Origin of the sequence: Hymenobacter psoromatis (genome assembly GCA_001596155.1) — a bacterium.
Classification (GTDB): Bacteria; Bacteroidota; Bacteroidia; order Cytophagales; family Hymenobacteraceae; genus Hymenobacter.
Genome location: CP014771.1, coordinates 3,251,216 through 3,267,930, shown reverse-complemented (window position 1 = coordinate 3,267,930; position 16,715 = coordinate 3,251,216). Strand labels below are relative to the sequence as shown.

The following is a 16,715-nucleotide window of genomic DNA, read 5'->3' as shown; positions in this document are numbered from 1 at the left end:
TTACTTCAGCACGCCCAGCTCGTGGCCCACCTTGGTAAAGGCGGCAATCGCCTGGTCTAGTTGCGCGCGGGTGTGGGCGGCGCTCAGCTGCACCCGAATGCGGGCCTTGCCCTGCGGCACCACGGGGTAGTAAAAACCCACCACGTAGATGCCTTCATCGAGCATCCGGGCCGCAAATTCCTGGGCCAGCTTGGCGTCATAAAGCATGACGGGCACGATGGGGTGCTCGCCGGCGGGGATGTCGAAGCCGGCGGTCGTCATCTGCTGGCGAAAATACGTCGTGTTCTCTTCCAGCTGGTCGCGTAGCGCGGTGCTTTCGGTGAGTAGCTCCAACACGCGTAGCGAGGCGCCCACGATGGCCGGGGCCAGCGTGTTGCTGAACAGATACGGCCGCGAGCGCTGGCGCAGCAGCTCGATTATCTCCTTGCGGCCGCTGGTGAAGCCGCCCATCGCGCCGCCCAGCGCCTTGCCCAGCGTGCCGGTGATGATGTCCACGCGGCCCATCACGTGGCGGTATTCGTGGGTGCCGCGCCCGGTTTTGCCCAAAAAGCCCGTCGAGTGGCACTCGTCCACCATCACCAGCGCCTGGTACTTGTCGGCGAGGTCGCAGATTTTATCTAATTGAGCGATAGTGCCATCCATCGAAAACGAGCCATCCGTGACGATGATGCGGTGGCGCGTGCCCTTGGCCACGGCGTCTTGCAGCTGCTTTTCGAGGTCAGCCATGTCGTTGTGGGCATAGCGGTAGCGCTGGGCCTTGCACAGGCGCACGCCGTCGATGATGCTGGCGTGGTTGAGCGCGTCCGAAATAATGGCGTCCTGCTCATTAAACAACGGCTCAAACACGCCGCCGTTGGCATCGAAAGCCGCCGCGTAGAGAATGGTGTCCTCGGTGCCCAGAAACTCGGCCAGCTTGGCTTCCAGCTGTTTGTGAATATCCTGGGTGCCGCAGATGAAGCGCACCGACGACATGCCGTAGCCGTGCGAGTCGATGGTGGCCTTGGCAGCCTTAATCACCTCGGGGTGCGAGCTGAGACCCAGGTAGTTATTGGCGCAGAAGTTGAGCACGTCGCCCGCCTCCTGAGTGTCAATTTCCGCGCCCTGGGGCGAGGTAATTACGCGCTCTTTCTTATAGAGGCCAGCGTCTTTTATCTCTTGCAACGTCTGCTGAAGGTCGGCTTGGAGGGTACCGTACATGGGGTGGGGGTAGGGATAGCTGATTAGAATTTATTGCCCCAAATATACTGGCTGCTTGGGTGCATCTTTGAAGCAACTCTCACGTGGCCATTCTTCTCCGCTGTGTCTTCCACTATTTCCGACTTGCTACTGAAAGCCCACGAGCCCCGTTGGCTAGATTACGTCTTTGGCCGCCACGGCCACGGGGTGCTGGCGAACTGGGTGCGGCGCCTGCGTTATTTCCGGTTCAATAAAGCTCAAGGCGGCCATGCCAACGACGGCGACCAGTTGTTGCTTGCCCTGCGCTACACCGATGAAGCCGACCTGCACTCGCTGCTTCAGCAACTGGGGCTGCGGGCGACAACCGCAGTGCCTGAAGCGTTGCCGGCGGGCTGGGTTGAGCTGGCCGGCAACCAGGTGCGGGCATATGTGCGCCGCGTGCCCGAACGCCGGCTTGAAATCAGCTTATCGGCTGTTGATAACCCGTATGAAGTGACTGCGCAAACCGTGGCTATCACCGAAGCGTTGGAAGCGCAGCTTGAGCTTGCTGCGCACGAAAGCCGAATTATCGACCCGCTAAACGAATCCATTCACTGCGTTTGTCCACAATATTACCCCGAATTGTGGGTTGAGCCAGCCTTGAAAGGGTCCACCAAGCGGCGCAAACTACCTGCCGTGCCCCCGGCCGCTGACTAAAAAACGCCTGCCCGCCCGCCCGGCTGCTGGCCATAAGCTGCGCCTTCTGGGAGGCCGAAATGCGCCGCACCTTAGGCCCGAAGGCACGCGGCGCTACCTCCTGCCCCTACCCCTGGCCGTATCTTTGCAGGCCGCCCTTCCTACCCCCTCCCTACCCCCTCAGTTTTTGGTTATGACTACCTCACCCAGCGAACCCGCTACCCCCCGAACCCCCGGCAACGTGCTCGTTATTGGTGCCTGCGGCCAGCTGGGGCTGGAGCTCACCGCTGCCCTGCGCCAGCGCTACGCCCCCGAGGCGGTGATTGCCGCCGACGTGCGCCCGCCCAAAAACCCCGATGCCCTGGCCGGCGGCCCCTTCGAGCTGCTCGACGTGCTCGATAAGCCGCGCCTCGAAGCCCTGGTGCAGCAGTATCGCCCGGTGCAGATATACCACCTCGCCGCCCTGCTCTCGGCCACCGCCGAAAAGGACCCGATGTTTGCCTGGAAGCTCAATATGGACGGCCTGCTGAACGTGCTGAACCTGGCCGTGCAGTACCAGGTGCCGCAGGTGTACTGGCCCAGCTCCATCGCCGTGTTTGGGCCCGATACGCCCCGCGAGCACACGCCCCAGACCACCATCATGAACCCTAATACGGTGTACGGCATCAGCAAGCTGGCCGGCGAGCAGTGGTGCGAGTGGTACCACCGCCACCACGGCCTCGACGTGCGCAGCCTGCGCTACCCCGGCCTCATCGGCTACAAGAGCCTGCCCGGCGGCGGCACCACCGACTACGCCGTGGACATCTACCACCGGGCCGTGGCCGGCGAGGATTTCGAGTGCTTCCTCAAGCCCGCTACCTACCTGCCCATGATGTACATGCCCGACGCCCTCCGGGCCACGCTCGACCTCATGCACGCCCCGGCCGAGCGCGTCAAGGTGCGCACCAGCTACAACCTGGGCGCCATGAGCTTCTCACCCCAGGAAATTACGGCCGCCATTCAGCAGGAAATACCCGATTTCCACGTCACCTATCGGCCCGACGGCCGCCAGGCCATCGCCGACTCGTGGCCCGCCAGCATCGACGACACCGCCGCCCGCCAGGACTGGGGCTGGGCACCGGAATATGACTTGGCGAAGATGACGCGCGACATGCTGGCGCATTTGCGCGAGCCCGTGGAGGCGTAGGTAGCGGTTACTTTTACGTCGCTTTTTATTCCAGTATGGCTAAGACTGCTAAACTCGACGCTCCCACCGCCCGGCCGTACCTCAAGCAGGTACGGATTCGGAACCATGCGCCACTACGCGACGCGCAAGTGAGCTTTGAGCCGGGGTTGAATATTATCATTGGCCCTAATGGGTCGGGGAAGACGCGGTTTTTAGAACTGACGAGCCAGTTGATGAATTTGTATATAACCCAAAAAGCCGGGGTAGAGTGCGAGTTAATTTTGAATTACGGTCAAGATATAAAAATTTCTTTTCAAAAGGAGTTATGGGCTGAGGACGAGGAACCAAACTTTCAGCTTGCCGACGTAGATGCAATCAAAGTTTTCGTTGCTTGGGGCGGGGAGATTAGTAATGGCACGACTCTTTTAGACGCACTTCTACGATTTGAAGATGAAACTTCTTTTTCACAGTACGATGTCGTCCTGGCCCAACACGGAACACCGCTACAGCGGTGTCCTGTCGTTGATGTACCCGCTACACTAATTTTTGGTGAGCTACTTGGAATGCGAGTAGAGCCAGAGCTAGTTGCGCACCCTGCTGTTGTCCCACCCCTATTACCAAACGCTCTATTTAACGCCTTTATCCAAGCCTTCTTTTGGCTACAGCGTCACCAGCGGGCAAACCGACTAGCTGAAAATTTGCTTGACAGTGTTTGTGAGGAAATAAAACGCATAACTACAGCTTATCTTGATTTTCTCAATAGCACGTTAGCAATTTGTTCGCCTATTAAGCAAGTAAGACTTGGTGAAGCCTTTCAACTATACGACAATCAGACTCAGAAAGAGCTAATCGTGAAAGGTTTAGTTTTAGAGTATTATATAGCTGAAAACTGGCTTCCATTTGAGGCTTTATCAGACGGAACCAAGAGGATTTTGTATTTGATTTCTCAATTAATAATGCCGTTTGCTAAATTCTATAATCAGAGTGAGTATCCTACGCCATTTTCTCTTCGCACTTTACCCCGCATTATCCTCCTCGAAGAGCCCGAACTCGGCATTCACCCTGACCAACTTCAAATGCTACTCAGCCTAATCCGCGAAGTGTCTAAAGAGCATCAGGTAATTATAACCACGCACTCGCCGCAGGTATTAAATATGCTGACGAAACAGGAACTGGACCGTATTACCATCTGCGAGCTGGACCCTAAAAAAGGTACGCAATTTCGGAAGCTGAGCCGAGCTAAGCAGGCGAAGGCCCGCGCCTACATGCGTGACGATAGTTACTTGAGCGACTTTTGGCTTTACTCTAATCTGGAGGCCAAATAGCGGTGGCGAAGAAACGCAAACCCCTATTTCGAGTGGGGCTGCTGGGCGAATCACCCAACGATACGCGGGCGATTGAAGCACTTTTGACACCGCGCTATGGAGAGCGAGTGGAGTTTTTTACGTTGCTGAATAAAATCAACGGCGATATGCTGGAGGATGCCGAAACCTTCCGCAACCTGCGCAAGGAGTACGAATGGGAAAAGCCCAACTTAGTTATTGTAATCCGGGATTTGGATAGCCTACAAACCAAAGGCGCTAAGTGGCAGCAGCGGCAAAAATATTTCCGGAAGGTAGCTACCGTGGTAGAGCAAAAAAGCCTGCCCTTGCTCAGTATCTATGAAATCGAAGCGCTGATTTGCGCGGATATTGCTGCGTTCAATAGTCGGTTTGGCTGCGCCTGCGCCCAGCCTGCCGACCCAATGGCTATACCTGAACCCAAAGAATGGTTAAAGGCAGCCATACCCCGTGGTCAACCTACTTACTCCGTAGGCCACTGTGCTTCCCTACTAGCCGCCGTCGATTACGACACCGTAGTAACTAACTGCCGCTACTTCGCCGCTTTTGATGCCCAATTCAGGCAGCGTATCTCTGCTTAAGAAAATAGCCGGGCAGCCCGAACAGGAGTTGATGCTAGTCGCCACCCGGTGGCTAGCCTACCTGGCCGGCCGCCAGCTTGAGCCCGTCGCTGAGCTGAAAAAGCTTGCTTTGGGCGTCGGGAGTGGCCGTGATGGCTGCGCCCTTGGTTTGCTCGCTGAGCTTGCTGAGGCTGTCGGCAATGGCGCCGCGGTGGTTGGCGGTGATGGCATTTTGCAACACCTGGAGTTCCTGGGCAATGGCCGAGAGCGCCGCGTTGCCGTGCAGGGTTTTAATCCAGCCGGCCAGGGCGTCGCCGGCCGCGTCGGTTATTTTAATCAAGCCGCCCTGCAAAGAGTCGAGGGTAGCGTCGAGTTGGTTAAGGGGGGTAGGGGCAGCCATAGGAGTAGAAATACGAAAGAAAGTGGGTAGATAGTCTGCTAACGGCTGCTGGCGAGCGAGGTTATTTCGAGCCCCAGCGCCAGGGCTTTTACAAGCAATGCCCTACCCCCCTGCGCTGGCGCGAGCCACGGCGGCCGGGGCAAACTGCACCAGTCGCGCCCCGCGCCCCAGCGCCAGCACCACCAGCAGGCCGGCCGCGCCTTGCAGCAGCAGCGTGTGGGGCGCGCCCAGGTGCCGGGCCAGCCAGCCCACCAGCAGGCTGCCCAGCGGCTGCATTCCCTGAAAAGCCATCACGTAGTAGCTCAGCACCCGGCCGCGCAGGTGGTCGGGCACGTGGGTTTGCACGAAGGTGTTGGTGCCCGCGATAAACAGCATCATGCCGACCCCGCCCAGGCCGATAAACCCCAGCCCTACCCCCAGCCGCGGGCTCAGGGCAAAGCCCAGCAGGCTGACGCAAAACCCCAGTCCCGCCCAGCTGATGAGCCGGCGCTGATTGCCGCCCGCCGGCCGCGAAGCCAGGTACAGTGCCCCCGCCAGCGAGCCCGCGCCCGACACGCTGTTGAGCAGCCCGAAGGTGCCCGCCGCGCCGTGAAACACGTCTTTGGCAAACACTGGCAGCAGCGTGCCGAAGGGCAGAACGCAGAAGCTCAGGCCCGCCATCAGCAAAATCTGGCGGCGCAGGGGCGGGGCCTGGCGCAGGTAGGCCCAGCCCTCGCGCAGGCCCTCCCAGGCACCGGGGCGGTTGGGGCGGGGCGGGCGCGGCACCAGGCGCATGAGCAGCAGCGAGCCGATTACCGCCACAAAGCTCAGGGCATTCACCGCGAAGCACGGCCCCGCGCCCAGCACCGCGAGCAGCGCGCCCGCGATGGCCGGCCCCAGCAGCCGGGCCAGGTTCACCATCGTCGAGTTCAGGGCAATGGCGTTGGAGAGGTGGGTAGGGTCATCGACCAGCTCGACCAGCAGCGACTGCCGGGCCGGAATATCGAAGGCATTGATGGTGCCCAGCAGCAGGCTCAAGCCGGCCACCACCCAGGTGTTGTAATAGCCGCTCAGCACCAGTCCGGCCAGCAGGCTGGCCTGCACCAGCGCCGCCACCTGCGTCACGAGCAGGATGCGGTAGCGGCTGTAGCGGTCGGCCACGGTGCCGCCGTAGGGCGCCAGCAGCAGCATCGGAATCTGGCTCGCGAACAGTATTACCCCCAGCAGCAGGCTCGAATGCGTGGCCGAATACACGAGCCAGCTCACGGCCAGCCGCTGCATCCAGGTGCCCACCAGGGACACCGACTGCCCGGCAAAGAAGAGGCGAAAATTGCGGTGCTCTAAAGAGCGAAAGGCGGCGAGCAAGGGGGGTAGGGAGAAAAGTAACTATGGAAACAAGAACGTCATTGTGGAAAAAAGAACGTCATTCCGAGCTTGCCGAGGAATCTCGCCCGCAGTCGTTCGGGTGTCGTTCAACGAGGCGGGCGAGATTCCTCGGCAAGCTCGGAATGACGTTCTTTCTGCTCACCACCTCACCGCATTCCGCCCAGGCGGCGGGGCCAGCCCAGCAGGCGCGAGGTGAGCAGCGGCACGCCAAACGTGGCAATGGTGAGGACGGTGAGGCCCACGCTGGCGGCTTCGCTGGCGAGAAAGCCGCTGACGGGGTGGCCGGGCGCGAAGTGCTCCAGCAGCGAGAGCAGCAGCTTCAAGCCCAGAATGCCGATGACCACGAAGGCCGCCGTTTCGAGAAACGGGTACTTGCCCATTAGCCCCACGAAGGCCTGCGCCACCAGCCGCATGGCCAGAATGCCAATAAACACGCCCACCGTGATGAGAATCAGGTTGTTGCTGAACGCCACCACCGCAAACACGTTGTCGATGGAAAAGGCCACGTCCATTAGCTCAATCACGGCCACGGTGGCCCAGAAGGGACCCAGCAGGCCCAGCGTGCGGCGGTAGAGCCAGCTCTTTTGCTTGTCGGGCGCGTCTTCTTGCTCGGGTTTTGAGCTGCGGAAATAGCTGAACGTCAAATACAACAGATAGAGCCCGCCCAGCGGCTTCAAAAACCAGAAGCCTACCAGGTACGACGCGAACACCAGGCACAGGCCCCGAAACAGATAGGCCCCAAAAATGCCGTAGCGCAGGGCCTGGGTGCGGCGCGCGCGGGGCAGGTCGCTCACGAGGGTGGCCAGCACGGCGGCATTGTCCACGGAGAGCAGGCTTTCGATAATAATGAGGTTGCCGACCACCGCCAGCGAGGGCAGCGGATGGTCCAGAATATCTTGCAGTTGCGCGAGCATAAGGGGGGTAGGAGCAATAGAAGCCAGGACTTATGTAAAAGACGTTTGTCCTTGCGAGCGCAGCGCGGCAATCGCACCTGAACGAGATGCGCACGACTCGTCCGGGTGCGATTGCTTCGCGCTGCTCGCAAGGACAGGTTAGCTATTTCGCCGTATAAACCCCAAAATTGCAAGAAAATCCCGGCATCGGCCCATGATTGTGAATCCTACCCCCACCGGCTGGCAGATAATCTACCAGCAGGCCCACGCGCTGCTGGCCGCCCAGCTGGCCTGGGCCTGGCCGCCTTCCCTACCCCCCGACCGCTGGGTGGGCCTGCTGGCGGCCATCGCGCAGCACGACGACGAGCAGGCCCCCTGGCACGGGCGCGGCGGCCACCACGGCCTCACGCCCGCCGGTGCGCCGGCCAACTTCACGCAGGTGGCGTTTTCGCCCGAGCAGGCGCTGGGCGTGCTGCACGCGGCGCGCTTCCAGGGGCGCTGGCGCAGCCTGCTTACCAGCCTGCACCTGAGCACGTTGTATGAGCCAATGCGCGGCGGGCCGGCGCACCTCGACGCGTTTTTGGAAGAGCTGCGGGCCGGCCAGGCTCGCTGGACCAAGGAGCTGCGCCTCACCAAAACCCAGGCTCGCCAGGCCTACGACCTGCTGCACTGGGCCGACCGGCTCTCGCTCATCCTGTGCCGCCAGGAGCTGCCCGAGATGGGCCGCGAGGTCGAAATCAGCGCCCTACCCCCCGCCCACCAGCCGCACGCCAGCTACGTGAGCCAGCCCGCCGGGCCGGGCACGCCGGTGGTGGTGCGGCCCTGGCCCTTCGCAGTCAAAGAGCTGGAGGTGAGCGTCGAAACGCAGGAGCTGCACCAGCTGCAGTTTCGGGATGACGCCGGCCTGGCCCTGGCGCTGCGCCAGGCACCCATCGCCACGCTGCGCTGGACGCTGCGGGCGGGGTAGGTTATCTTTCGGGCGGTTTTTGGGCAAAAATCTGCGCTGGCCGTATGGTAAGCCAGCGGCCGGCCGTGGGGCATTACGCCCGTGCCCGCTGCTACCACCTGAGAATGAGGCCTTGGGCCAACTCGCTCCTCCGGCATTTTTCCACTTTACGCTATGACGCGCTATAAATTCTCCGATATCCTCAATATCGTCAAAGCTTCGGCTACCGAGTTTGCCAACAATAACTCGTTTCGGCACGCGGCGGCGCTGTCGTACTACACCATTTTTTCGTTGCCGCCGCTGCTGCTCATCGTTATCACGCTGGCCAGCTCGGTGTATGGCGGCGATGCGCTGACCGGGCAGATTTACGGGCAGCTGCGCGGCCTGGTGGGCGCCGAGTCGGCTAAGTTCCTGCAAGACAGCATCGCGCAGTTCACCTTGCAGAGGAAGTCGGGCCTGGCCACGGTTATCGGCCTGGGCACGCTGATATTCGCGGCCACCACGTTTTTCGTCACGCTGCAAGAGAGCATCAACGATATCTGGAACCTGAAAGTCAAGACCGAAGGCATCGGCATCTGGGATTTTGTGCGGCAGCGTCTGCTCTCGTTCGGGCTTATTCTGAGCGTGGCCTTGCTGTTGCTTATCTCGTTTGTAATCAGTGCGATGCTGGGAATTTTTACGGGTTATTTGCAGCGGCTGCTGCCCGAAATCGGCCTCATCACCATTAAGCTAGTGGACATGGTGCTGTCGCTGGGCGTCACCACGCTGCTATTTGGGCTCATCTACCGGTTCCTGCCCGACGCCATCATTCGCTGGCGCGACGTGGGTATTGGGGCCTTCATCACGGCTTTGTTGTTTATTCTTGGTAAGTACCTGATTTCCTTTTATATATCGAAGGCCAATCCGGGTTCCGCGTTTGGGGCGGCGGGCTCGGCTATCGTGTTGCTGGTCTGGATTAACTACTCCTCGCTCATCATCTTTTTTGGGGCCGAATTCACCCAGGAGTTTGCCGATGCCTTTGGGCAGCGCATCCAGCCCAAGGCCTACGCCGTGCGCGTCGAAACCAAGGAAATTCCACCAGGCGAGTCGGAAAGTGAGAAGGCCAGCGGCCGCCCGCCAAGCACCGGCAGCTGGCGGGGGTAGGGAAAAATGGCCGCCCAAAAGGCGGTTTTTTTCTTTGGTAACGAAGGGCAAATTACTACTTAATCTATTCTTCATCAATCAGTTGCAAGGTAAATTTTGTTAAATAATCAGCGCAAAAATACCTGAATTAACACCTGTCAATCAAGTGGTTAGGGTTGCAACTAATTAGTAGCGTATGTGCATCTTTACGGCGTCAGCAAGCTATTTTTCCTGCTGCCCCGTCTATGCGCCTACCCCTACTACAACTGGGTTTATTGAGTTTGCTGGCTGGCCCGGCGCTGGCCCAGCAGCCGGTGTTGCCCGGTGCTCCGCAGCCCCCAGCCCAGCCGGTTGGGCCGCCTACCCCCCCCAGTCAGCCGGTACCCGGCCGGCAGCCCACCGCGCTGCCCTCGGCCGAGGTCATTGGCCATCCCGAAGTTATCGGGCAGATATACAGCGTAGAAACCATCGGGGGCACGCAGTTTAGCGGCACGCTCCAGGCCGCTACCGACCTCACGCTGACCTTCGAAACCAAAGAGCTGGGCCTGATTACCGTGCAACGGGCCAACCTGCGGCAACTGATGTCGCAGACGCCCGAGCAGGCCCGGCGCGGCTTCGACTACGTGGGCAACGGCACGCGCATGTTCATTGCCCCCACCGCCCGCAACCTGTACCAGGGTGAAGGCTACGTGCAGGCTATCAACGTGTTCCTGCTGGGCGTCAACTACGGCCTGACCGACAATATCTCGGTGGGCCTGCTGGTGCCCGTCATCCCTTTTCTGGGCGTGCCGGCCCTGGCCATCACGCCCAAGCTGAGCGTGCCGGTGAGCGACAACCTTCACCTGGGGGTAGGGGTGCTGTACGGCTTCGCCACGGGCCTGGCCGGTGGCAGCGGCAGTGCCGGCGTGGGCTACGGCCTGGCCACCTACGGCTCGGCCGATACCAACGTGACTTTTGGCCTGGGCTACGGCTTTAGCGGCGGCGACATTGGCCGCTCGCCGGTGGCGGTTATCGGGGCCAATGCGCGGTTGTCGCGCCTGTTTTCGCTGGTCAACGAGACGTATATCGCCAATTTCGATACCAGTGGCGGCTTTGCCGGCCTGGCGGGCTTTCGCTACGCCTCGCCCCGCTTCAGCGGCAGCCTGGGGGCGCTCTACTACACCTCGCGCGACAACGGCGGCGTGTATCCGGCTTATCTGGACGTGGCGTATCGCTTTGGCAAAATCAAGCTGCGGTAGGCCGACACTAGCTTAGCAATATGAAGCAACTTATCTTGTTGGGTAGCCTGTGGCTACTCGCTGGCAACCAGCTGGTTTGGGCCGCGCCGCCAGTGCTGGCTGATACGATAGCTGGCCAAACCCAGCTTGCCCGGGTTTTGGCCGCCGAGGCTTGCCAGCAATTAGCAGCCGGGCCAGGCCAGGCGCTCACCGAGCTGAGCCCTACGCAAGCTCAGGAAGCCTTTGAGCAAGCCCTTTCCCAAACCATCGAAAAGCGGGTGGCTGCCATTAGGCAGGTGGCCAAACAGGCCAATACCGCGGGGGCTTACGAAAAGCTACGCGCCGACCTGCCCACTGTCGTGGCAGTACACCTCATCAGGACCTGCCCAACGGCCACCCAACTTTACGGCCGGTTTATTAATTCGGCCGCCGCCGAAGATGCCTTTATCAAGTCGTGGGGTGAGGAGCTTTGTCAGCGGCTGGCTACTTTGCAAGCAACCGGATTGTTGAAAAACAAGTCGTCGGCCGAGCGCGTGGAGCTTTTTCACCAGGAATTCAACGCCTCTCTCACCCGGCGCGGCCCGCAGATAATGCAGCTATATGGGGCGGCTGGCAATAGCCAGCCGGTAGTGGCGCGGCTAGCTAGCCGCGTTATGGAAGACCTGCAACAGCAGTGCCTGCCGACGCTTATGTTGTTAAAGGACAGTAAGTAACAATACACAAAAAGCCCCGTTGCCGGGGTGGCTACGGGGCTTCACGCAACTAGAGAGGGGTAGGGACTACGCCGCCTCGGCCTTCTCCTTATTGGCCAGCTGCCCGCAGGCGGCATCGATGTCCTTGCCGCGGCTGCGCCGGATATTGGTTTGCACGCCGCGGTCAGCCAGGTACTTGTGGAAGGCCGTGATTTTGTCGGCCTCCGCGTTCTGGTAAGCGGCGTTTTCGATGGGATTATACTCGATGAGGTTAATCTTGCAGGGCAGCCATTTGCTGATGACGTACAGCTCGGCGGCGTCTTGCAGCGAATCGTTAAAGTTCTCGAACACAATGTATTCGTAGGTCACTTTGCGGCCCGTCTTCTGGTGGTAATATTGCAGCGCCTCCTTCAAAGCGGCCAGCGAGTTGGCCTCGTTGATGGGCATAATCTCGTTGCGCTTAGTGTCGTTCGGCGCGTGCAGACTCAGGGCGAGATTGGCCTTGATGTCGTCGTCGGCCAGCTTTTTTATCATCTTCGCGATGCCGGCCGTGCTGATGGTGATGCGGCGCGGGGCCATGTTGAGGCCGTCGGGCGCGGTGATGCGGCGCACGCTTTCCACCACGTTGGCGTAGTTGAGCAGCGGCTCGCCCATGCCCATGTACACGATGTTGGTAAGCGGCGTACCATACTGAGCCTCACACTGTTCGCGAATGCGCACCACCTGGTCGTATATCTCGGCCGCGTCGAGGTTGCGCTTGCGGTCCATGTAGCCGGTAGCGCAAAACTTGCAGGTGAGCGAGCAGCCAACCTGACTCGAAATGCAGGCCGTCATGCGCGTATCGTGCGGAATGAGCACGCCCTCCACGATGTTACCGTCGTGCAGCCGAAAGGCCGACTTGATGGTGCCGTCGTTGCTGAGCTGCTGATTCTGCACCGCCACGCCGTTTATCACGAAGTGCGCGGCCAGCAACTCGCGGGTGCTCAGCGAGATGTTGTTCATTTCCTCGAACGAGCCGGCCGTGTTTTTCCACAGCCATTCGCTCACCTGCTTGACGCGAAACGGCTTTTCGCCATGCGCCACCATAAACGCCTTGAGGTCGTCGGGCGAGGTTTTGCGGATGTCGCGTTTGGCGGGGGCGAGTTCGAGTTCCAGTAACATAGGGCAAAAATACAACGGGTCAGGGCTTTGGGTTCCCGGCATTTTGGAGAACTTTCGTTGGGAATAACGTATTTTGCAGAGGTAACCTCTCCCTTATTCCCCATGCGCAACGAAATGCTGATTGCCGAAACCGGCCGTTTGCTGGCCGCTTTATCGGAAGAGCAAGCGCGAACCGTTCGCGACTTCGCGGCTTTTCTGGCCCAGCAATCATGGAATAATTTGCCGTTGGTAAATGACGAATTGTTGGCTGATGAAACGGAAGAAGAGTTTGCGGCTGATATACGAGCAATTCAGCAGCATAGCCGCGCGTACGATTTTTTGCATAATGAGTAGCTAGTACTTACATTTTAGGGCGAGCTAGGTTTTTTCAACAACCAAGCACCGCCTCAAAATGAAGAAAGGTGACATTCTCCAGGTTCAATTTCCGTTTACCAATCAGCAAGGGAGCAAGCGCCGGCCAGCGCTGGTGCTAGCCGTGGAAGCACCTGATGTGACAGTGGCCTTACATAACCGGCAACCTGGCCCTCGCGCGGCCGCATGATGTAGTGTTGCAACCAACCGCGCTCAATCGGCTAAGTAAGCCTTCACTGGTGCGCGTGCTAAAAATGGCTACCCTCGACCCGAGCCAGCTAAGTGGCCGCATCGGCGAACTCACCACGGCCGAGCTTCAGCAAGTGGATACCGGCCTGCGCCTGGGGTTAGGCTTGTAACGAGTGTTCGCGGAAGCAAATTTTTGCTGGCCTCCGCCGCCTGATAGCAGAGCATTCTTGCCTAATTTACTCCTTTTCGCGAAAGTTCTATTTGGAGAACTTTCGCGGAGCCAGGCGTATTTTGCAGAGTTAACCCTTTGGATTTGTGATGAGCCACCAGCAAATTATTGACGAAACGAGTCAGCTTCTTGCCGAACTACCCGAAGAGCAGGCGGCCGAAGTGCTGGACTTCGCGGCCTTTCTGCGCCAGCGTCAGCAGGCGCGGGTAACGGCCGATGAAGCGCTACTCATGCAGCAAATTCAGCAGCAGATAGAAACCTCCGAAGCATTTGCCTTCCTGCACGATGAAGCCGAAGATATTTATTCGCTGGCCGATGTAAAGTTTCACTACGCCGCCCCGCCCGACGATGCAGCCGAGTAAAGGAGACATTGTGCTGCTCAATTTCCCATTTTCGGACTTGAGCGGGCAGAAAATGCGCCCGGCGCTAGTGTTGGTAGTGCGCCGCGCCGAAGTCACGGTGGCCTTCATTTCCTCGCAGGTTGCTAAAGCAGAGGCGGATGACTTGCTCCTGCCACCCGCCGCTCATACCGGGCTTACCAAGCCATCCTTCCTTCGCCTATCCAAAGTAGCAACCCTCGACCGGCACCAGATTAAGCACGGCCTGGGCAGGCTAGTCGCTGCCGAGCTTACCCAGGTGAACACCCGGATGCGACAGATTTACCAGCTCTAGGCCACCGTTCCGCTTAATGACGGCCTGCTACAAGCGGCCCTACCCCTTAACCACCGCCCGGCGGTGCCAGTGCAGGGTGCCGTCGTCGCTGAGCAGGTTGCCGGCCATGCGCTCGCCCAGCTCGTGGGTGAGCATGGTGAGGCCGGGGCTCCAGCTCACGGCCAGGTCGGGCTCGCCCAGGGCTTCAAACTTGGCCCACCAGAGCTGGGGCGGATGGCAGTCGGGGCGGAGCAGGTTGCCGGTTTCGGCCACCACCACTTGCTGGGCGGGGAAGAGGCGGCGGGCGGCGGCCAGCATTCCCGCGATATCATGTTCAAAATAGATGTTCAGGCCCACGATGTCGAGCAGGCCGGTGTGGCCCTGCTGCCAGGTGAAGCAGTCGTTTGCCACCGCCACCTCGTCGGGCTGGCCCAGGATGGTAGCAAACGGCCGGGCCTGGTCGGCCCAGGGCACGGCGGGATTCCAGCCCCAAGGCTCGCTCATGGCCGTGCGGCAGATGGGGTCGCCGGCCTTGAGGCCCTGCGCGATGGCGATGGTGATGGCGCTGGTTTGGCGATAGACCGCCCACCACGAGCGGTTGCCGAAGGGCCACTGCCGGTTGTTGGGAGCCGCAATCCAGTCGGTCCAGATGCCCAGCTCGGCCCCCAGGTTGTAGCTGCGAAACGCGCCGCCGTAGCGCCGGGCAATCTGATAGCTCAGCTCACGCATGGCCGCGGCCGCCTCATCGCCCCAAAACATGGCCTCGCCCAGCCACTCGGGCAGGCCGTAGTGGTTGAGCACCAGCTCTATCTGGCCCTGGCTGAGGGCGGCCAGCCGGTCGAGCCAGGCGTAGTCGGGGCAGCGGCGCGCCTCGTCCCACAGCACCGTGTCGCGGAAAAGCGTCAGGCCCATCTGGCGCGCGCGCTCGTAGTCGAGCTCGGCCCGCCCGACGTGGCCCGTGGCGCGGGTGTTGGAGAAGTGCAGCGGGCGGCCATCGTCGCCCCGGCCGCGCACCACGCTGCCATCGAAGCACATGCCGTATCGCATAAAAGGGGGGGGTAGGGAAGTTTGGGCTGGGGAGAAGAACCGCGAAGCGGGGGCGCTCAGCCGACCTTGGCGGCCAGCGGGGAGGGTAGGGAGCGCAATTTGCGGGTGTTGTAGTTGAAGCAGAGCATCCCGGTTTTGGCGCGGGCGATTTCCTTACCCGTTTGGTTTTTAACGTGATACACGATGTCGAAGCCGTACTTGTTCGGGTCGTTGGCGGCTAGCTCAATGGTGAGCACGTCGCCATAAAATGCCTCCGCTTTATACTCAATGGCCACATCAACCAAGATGAAGCCGAGCTGAGAGGCGGGGTCAAACTCGGCCGCGCCGAGGTGGGCCAGGAACTGCACCCGCGCCTCGTGCAGCAGGCTCAGCAGGGCATCGTTGCCGAGGTGCGCGCCGTAGTTAAGGTCGGTGATGCGGACAGGAATCGTGACGGCGAAGCCAAAGCTGGCGGGCAAACTTACTTTTACGCGGGGCATTTTTTCAAGGAGCAAGTACTAATGAGCAGGGAGCGAGTGGAAGGCGGGTCAAAAATAGAGGTGCGCACCACCGCCGACGGCTCGCCCACGCTCTACGTGCCCGCGCTCGACGAGCACTACCACAGTACGCACGGCGCGCGGCAGGAGTCGCGCCACGTGTTTATTGAGGCGGGGCTGCGGCCGTTGCTGGCGGCGGGGTTGGGTCAGGCTACCGAAGGCCCACTGCATCTGCTGGAAGTGGGCCTGGGCACGGGCCTCAACGCGCTGCTGACGCTGGAAGCAGCACAGGTAGCTGATGCGCTCATCTTTTATGATGGTTACGAAACCTACCCGCTGCCGCCGGATGCCCTCGCTTCCCTGCGCTCACAATGGCAAAGCCAGCTTGAATTGAGCAGTGCTTTCGCGGCCTTGCATAGTGCTCCCTGGAATGAAGTGTTTGCGTTAGATGAGCAGTTAATACTGACTAAAATCCAGCAAACAATTCAGACCGCCGACCTGCCAGCCAGCCATTACGACTTAATTTACTTCGACGCCTTCGCCCCCGAAAAGCAGCCCGAGCTGTGGACGGAGGCCATATTTGCGAAGCTCTACGCGGCCGCCGCGCCCGGTGCGGTGCTGGTGAGCTACTGCGCCCAGGGCCAGTTTCGGCGCAACCTGCGGGCCGCCGGCTGGCTCACCGAAAAGCTGCCCGGCCCGCCTGGCAAGCGCGAAATGACGCGAGCCCGCAAGCCGGCGTAATTGTCTTATCTACTTCTTTATCTGCTATGGCAACCGACTCATCAATAGAAATTTGCTGCCCTGCCTGCCAGTGGGAGCCCGATGGCGGCGCGCATTGGCAGTGCCGCTGCGGGCACGTCTGGGACACGTTTGAAACGGGCGGCACCTGCCCGCGGTGCCACTACCGCTGGGCCGTGACCACGTGCCCGCCCCGGCCGGGTGGCTGCGGCGTCACTTCGCCCCACCTCGACTGGTACCACGGCCTTGACGCGCTGGTGGAAGAGCTGGTGGAGGCGGCGCTGACCATGCCGGCCAGCGGATTACTGCCCATCGAATGAGT

At 60.4% G+C, this 16,715-nt stretch carries 19 protein-coding genes and 1 pseudogene; 13 read left to right on the top strand and 7 right to left on the bottom strand.

Annotated features, from left to right (window positions below; translation table 11 throughout):
* Complete coding sequence (locus tag A0257_13870) at nt 1-1,197, bottom strand: glycine C-acetyltransferase (protein AMR28071.1); 1,197 nt, start codon at nt 1,195-1,197, stop codon at nt 1-3.
* A gap of 123 nt (nt 1,198-1,320) precedes the next feature.
* Between A0257_13870 and A0257_13865 the strand changes: the two genes are divergently transcribed.
* The 4 genes from A0257_13865 (at nt 1,321) to A0257_13850 (ending at nt 4,937) form a co-directional block, all read left to right on the top strand.
* Entirely contained in the window at nt 1,321-1,872 is a 552-nt protein-coding gene (locus tag A0257_13865; protein AMR28070.1) for a hypothetical protein, read from the top strand.
* A gap of 172 nt (nt 1,873-2,044) precedes the next feature.
* Nucleotides 2,045-3,037 carry an NAD-dependent epimerase gene (locus A0257_13860; protein ID AMR28069.1) on the top strand — a complete coding sequence of 331 codons (993 nt, stop codon included), beginning with the start codon at nt 2,045-2,047 and terminating at the stop codon, nt 3,035-3,037.
* Nucleotides 3,038-3,072: 35 nt separating this feature from the next.
* On the top strand, nt 3,073-4,341 hold the full coding sequence (locus A0257_13855) for a hypothetical protein (protein AMR28068.1): 1,269 nt from the start codon (nt 3,073-3,075) through the stop codon (nt 4,339-4,341).
* 107 nt (nt 4,342-4,448) lie between these two features.
* On the top strand, nt 4,449-4,937 hold the full coding sequence (locus A0257_13850; GenBank protein ID AMR28067.1) for a hypothetical protein: 489 nt from the start codon (nt 4,449-4,451) through the stop codon (nt 4,935-4,937).
* Nucleotides 4,938-4,989: 52 nt separating this feature from the next.
* Here the strand turns inward: A0257_13850 and A0257_13845 are convergent, their stop codons facing one another.
* From A0257_13845 to A0257_13835, 3 genes and pseudogenes are all read right to left on the bottom strand, one after another.
* Entirely contained in the window at nt 4,990-5,316 is a 327-nt protein-coding gene (locus A0257_13845; GenBank protein ID AMR28066.1) for a hypothetical protein, read from the bottom strand.
* 174 nt (nt 5,317-5,490) lie between these two features.
* Nucleotides 5,491-6,660: pseudogene (locus A0257_13840) on the bottom strand (MFS transporter).
* Between the two features lie 167 nt (nt 6,661-6,827).
* Nucleotides 6,828-7,595 carry a hypothetical protein gene (locus A0257_13835; GenBank protein AMR28065.1) on the bottom strand — a complete coding sequence of 256 codons (768 nt, stop codon included), beginning with the start codon at nt 7,593-7,595 and terminating at the stop codon, nt 6,828-6,830.
* Nucleotides 7,596-7,788: 193 nt separating this feature from the next.
* Between A0257_13835 and A0257_13830 the strand changes: the two genes are divergently transcribed.
* The 4 genes from A0257_13830 to A0257_13815 all read left to right on the top strand — a co-directional run bounded on the left by A0257_13830 (nt 7,789) and on the right by A0257_13815 (nt 11,572).
* Nucleotides 7,789-8,541 (top strand): hypothetical protein, encoded by a 753-nt coding sequence (locus tag A0257_13830; protein AMR28064.1) that lies wholly within the window; start codon nt 7,789-7,791, stop codon nt 8,539-8,541.
* A gap of 153 nt (nt 8,542-8,694) precedes the next feature.
* Nucleotides 8,695-9,663 (top strand): hypothetical protein, encoded by a 969-nt coding sequence (locus A0257_13825; GenBank protein AMR28063.1) that lies wholly within the window; start codon nt 8,695-8,697, stop codon nt 9,661-9,663.
* Between the two features lie 260 nt (nt 9,664-9,923).
* The gene (locus A0257_13820; GenBank protein AMR28062.1) at nt 9,924-10,880 is read left to right on the top strand and encodes a hypothetical protein; all 957 of its coding nucleotides are present in this window, start codon (nt 9,924-9,926) and stop codon (nt 10,878-10,880) included.
* A 20-nt stretch (nt 10,881-10,900) separates the two neighbouring features.
* Complete coding sequence (locus A0257_13815; protein AMR28061.1) at nt 10,901-11,572, top strand: hypothetical protein; 672 nt, start codon at nt 10,901-10,903, stop codon at nt 11,570-11,572.
* A gap of 66 nt (nt 11,573-11,638) precedes the next feature.
* Here the strand turns inward: A0257_13815 and A0257_13810 are convergent, their stop codons facing one another.
* The gene (locus A0257_13810) at nt 11,639-12,712 is read right to left on the bottom strand and encodes a 23S rRNA (adenine(2503)-C(2))-methyltransferase RlmN (GenBank protein ID AMR28060.1); all 1,074 of its coding nucleotides are present in this window, start codon (nt 12,710-12,712) and stop codon (nt 11,639-11,641) included.
* A 102-nt stretch (nt 12,713-12,814) separates the two neighbouring features.
* On the opposite strand from A0257_13810, the gene A0257_13805 reads away from it, so the two are divergent.
* From A0257_13805 to A0257_13795, 3 genes are all read left to right on the top strand, one after another.
* Nucleotides 12,815-13,045, top strand: a complete 231-nt coding sequence (locus A0257_13805; protein ID AMR28059.1) for a hypothetical protein — start codon at nt 12,815-12,817, stop codon at nt 13,043-13,045.
* A 525-nt stretch (nt 13,046-13,570) separates the two neighbouring features.
* Entirely contained in the window at nt 13,571-13,843 is a 273-nt protein-coding gene (locus tag A0257_13800; GenBank protein AMR28058.1) for a hypothetical protein, read from the top strand.
* Nucleotides 13,830-14,153 (top strand): hypothetical protein, encoded by a 324-nt coding sequence (locus tag A0257_13795; protein AMR28057.1) that lies wholly within the window; start codon nt 13,830-13,832, stop codon nt 14,151-14,153. Before A0257_13800 ends, A0257_13795 begins: the two co-directional genes overlap by 14 nt.
* A gap of 39 nt (nt 14,154-14,192) precedes the next feature.
* Here the strand turns inward: A0257_13795 and A0257_13790 are convergent, their stop codons facing one another.
* Both A0257_13790 and A0257_13785 read right to left on the bottom strand, forming a co-directional pair.
* Nucleotides 14,193-15,167: a hypothetical protein gene (locus tag A0257_13790; protein AMR28056.1), complete on the bottom strand. Its 975-nt coding sequence runs from the start codon at nt 15,165-15,167 to the stop codon at nt 14,193-14,195.
* Nucleotides 15,168-15,235: 68 nt separating this feature from the next.
* A complete protein-coding gene (locus A0257_13785; GenBank protein ID AMR28055.1) occupies nt 15,236-15,658 on the bottom strand; it encodes an esterase in 423 nt (140 codons plus the stop codon).
* Nucleotides 15,659-15,679: 21 nt separating this feature from the next.
* On the opposite strand from A0257_13785, the gene A0257_13780 reads away from it, so the two are divergent.
* Together A0257_13780 and A0257_13775 are read left to right on the top strand one after the other, a co-directional pair.
* Complete coding sequence (locus A0257_13780) at nt 15,680-16,396, top strand: hypothetical protein (protein AMR28054.1); 717 nt, start codon at nt 15,680-15,682, stop codon at nt 16,394-16,396.
* A gap of 26 nt (nt 16,397-16,422) precedes the next feature.
* The gene (locus tag A0257_13775) at nt 16,423-16,713 is read left to right on the top strand and encodes a hypothetical protein (protein ID AMR28053.1); all 291 of its coding nucleotides are present in this window, start codon (nt 16,423-16,425) and stop codon (nt 16,711-16,713) included.
* Nucleotides 16,714-16,715 lie beyond the last annotated feature (2 nt).